General features: G+C 68.4%; 2 protein-coding genes. Both read left to right on the top strand.

Annotated elements, in window-relative coordinates:
• Positions 1–415 precede the first annotated feature (415 nt).
• A complete protein-coding gene (locus tag ACWCPQ_RS34960; protein ID WP_449907443.1) occupies positions 416–1,288 on the top strand; it encodes a glycine betaine ABC transporter substrate-binding protein in 873 nt (290 codons plus the stop codon).
• 209 nt (positions 1,289–1,497) lie between these two features.
• On the top strand, positions 1,498–2,982 hold the full coding sequence (locus ACWCPQ_RS34955; protein WP_449907440.1) for a DHA2 family efflux MFS transporter permease subunit: 1,485 nt from the start codon (positions 1,498–1,500) through the stop codon (positions 2,980–2,982).
• The last annotated feature ends 105 nt before the right edge of the window (positions 2,983–3,087 follow it).

Raw genomic sequence — 3,087 nt, 5'->3', positions numbered from 1 at the left:
CCGTTCAGGCCTCGAAAGCGCATGAGCCGAAGGCTCGAGTCTCGAGGCCTGAACGGCGAGACTGAGGGGGCCTCAACCCCGCGCGCGCCAGCGCGCCAAAAACACAGCACCTTCACGAACAGGCCCGCATTCCTCACCTTCACCGACATGCCCTGCCCGACCAGCGCGCCGAAAACCCAGCGACGCCACAAGCGAGCCCGCCGTACCGCCTTCGTGGTTGGTGTGGTTGTGTCCGGGCCCGGGGTGGTCGGTGTGGTTGCGTCGGCCTCGGGCGTCTCGCGTTGCCCCCCCGCCCACCCCGCGCCACCGCGCCCGATCCCGTTGACCCTGTAGATTTCTCTGGGTTGTCGGGCACCCGGACGGGTGCTGCGGGTTACGGAAGTGGGTGTCTCGCGCGATGGTTCTGGCCGCGTCGATGCGTGTCGTTGGGCGGATACTGGTCCCCGTGCTCGCCGTGCTGACGGTTTCGTGCGGCGCCGACGAGGCCGAGCCGCTGGTGGTGGGGGCGCAGGAGTCCGCCGAGTCGCGGGTGCTGGCGGCGATCTACGCGCAGGCGCTGGCGCGCACCGGGGCCGCGGTGCGGGTCGAGCCCGGGTTGGCGGATCGGGCCGACGTATTCGCGGCCCTGGATGCCGGGGCCGTCGCCGTGGCCGCCGACCACAACGGTGCGCTGCTGGCGGATTCGAACGTCGGCGCCGAAGCGACCACCGCGCAGGATGTCACGGAGGAACTGAACGGGTCTTTGCCGCAGGGCATCATCACTTCCGATCCGGCCGATGGGGCGGATTTCGAACCGCGGGTGCTGGTCACCGCCGCCACCGCCGAACAGCGTGGGATCGATTCGGTGGAAAGGTTGCGTGCGCACTGTCCGGCCGTCGTCGCCGGGAGCGCGGCGGTGCCGGGTCTGTTCGGGTTGCCCGCGGTGGCCGGGCAGATCTCCGGCTGCGAATTCGCGTCGACGGAGCTCTTTCCCGGACCCGAAGAGTTGCGCCGTGCGCTGGTGGAGGGCCGGGTGCAGGTCGCAGTGCTGAGTGGCCCGGCCGAATTCCTGCCGGGCGGCACCGACGGACTGAAGGTGCTCGCCGATTCCGCGGACGCGATCCGGCCGGAGAATCCGGTCGCGCTGCTGCGCAAGGGGGCGCTGGACGACCGGCAGTCGGAGAAGTTGAACTATGTGGCCGGTGAACTGACCACCGACGAGCTCGCGACCTTGGTGTTGCGGGTTCGTGACGAAGCCGCCGACCCCGCCGAGCTGGCCCGGACCTGGCTGGACGCGCACGGTCTCTGACCGGACTACGATCGGTCCGGTATGCCCGGAATGTTGGCGCGGCCTGCGACGTCGTACCAGGAGTCCGGAGTGACCACGGCATGAGCGGCTGCGGCTCCCGTGCCCCGTTCCTACGGTGCGCCGGTAGTCACCAGGTGGTGCGATCGTGACGCACCGCGACAGATCCACGAACCGGCGCATCGGGCGCCGATCGGACAGGAATGGAAGCTATGCCCACTCAACGCAATCCGTGGCTCGCATTAGGTGCGCTGGTCGTCGGATTCTTCATGATCCTGCTCGATGTGACCATCGTGGCGGTCGCGAACCCGGCGATCATGACCGGCCTGGGTGCCGATATTTCCCAGGTGATCTGGGTGACGAGTGCCTATCTGCTCACCTACGCGGTGCCGCTGCTGATCACCGGGCGCCTGGGCGACCGGTTCGGTCCCAAGAACATCTACCTGATCGGTCTCGCCGTTTTCACGCTGGCATCGCTGTGGTGCGGACTGTCCGGCAGTATCGAGACCTTGATCGCCGCACGGGCGGTGCAGGGGTTGGGCGCGGCGCTGATGACGCCGCAGACCATGGCGGTGATCACCCGCACCTTCCCGCCGGACGGCCGGGGCGCGGCCATGGGTATGTGGGGCGCGGTCGCCGGTCTGGCGACGCTGATCGGCCCGATCCTGGGCGGGGTACTCGTCGACGGTCTCGGCTGGGAATGGATTTTCATCGTCAATGTGCCGGTCGGCGTGGTCGCTTTCGCGCTCGCCGTATGGCTGGTGCCGTCGCTGCCGACCCATCAGCACAAATTCGATTGGCTGGGTGTCGTGCTCAGCGCGGTGGGGATGTTCCTGCTGGTTTTCGGGATCCAGGAGGGCAACACGAAAGACTGGTCGGGCGAGATCTGGGCGATGATCGTGGCGGGGGTCGTGGTGCTGGCGATATTCGTTGCGACCCAGGCGCGCGGTTCCGGGGAGCCGTTGCTGCCGTTGCCGCTTTTCCGTGACCGCAACTTCTCGCTGTCGAATCTGGCGATCGCCAGTATGGGCGCGGCGGTGACGGCGGTCATGGTGCCGCTGTATTTCTATCTCCAGGCCGTGCACGGTATGACGCCCACCCGGTCGGCGCTGGTGCTGGCCCCGATGGCCATCATCACCGGTTTCGCCGCGCCGGTGGTGGGCAAGCTGTCGGGACGCTGGCATCCGCGGCTCATCCCGACCATCGGGTTCCTGCTGTTCGCGATATCCATCTTCTGGTTCGCGGTGGTGATGCGGGATCCGCACGCGAATATCACCTGGCTGGTGGTCGGGGGCGCGGTCGCCGGTGTCTCGAACGCCTGTATCTGGGCGCCGCTGGCCACGACGGCGACCCATAACCTGCCCATTTCGCAGGCCGGTGCCGGTGCGGGCGTGTACAACACGACCCGGCAGGTCGGCTCGGTGCTGGGCAGTGCGGCGATCAGTGCGCTGATCGCCGGTCGGATGAGCGCCGCGGGACTGGCTGGTGCGCCGGCGGGCGAGGGAATGGGCACCGGGCAAGTTCCCGAGCCGGTCCGGCAGGCGTTCAGTACCGCGCTGAGTCAGGCCACCTATCTGCCGGCGGCGTTGTTGCTGGTCGGAGTGGTCGCGTCGGCGCTGTTCATCCGGTTCCAGTCCGGTGACGCGCCGGACGAGACCGCGCTGGACCGGAACAAGGCGGATTCGCTGACGGGTTAGGCCCGCCCCGGCGCCGAACAGGGCCTGGAAACCCTGGCCCAGGTCCTGAAATCGGACCGGCCGCTGCACGCGCTGTGGGAGTTCAGCACCGACACCACCGCGGCC

The organism is Nocardia sp. NPDC001965 (assembly GCF_053594175.1).
The sequence above is the reverse complement of the archived record's forward strand: the minus strand, read 5'-3'. Positions and strand labels throughout refer to the sequence as shown.

Coding starts and splice junctions, on each gene's coding strand:
- ACWCPQ_RS34960 (WP_449907443.1), top strand. CDS start 416: ATGCGTGTCGTTGGGCGGATACTGGTCCCCGTGCTCGCCGTGCTGACG.
- ACWCPQ_RS34955 (WP_449907440.1), top strand. CDS start 1,498: ATGCCCACTCAACGCAATCCGTGGCTCGCATTAGGTGCGCTGGTCGTC.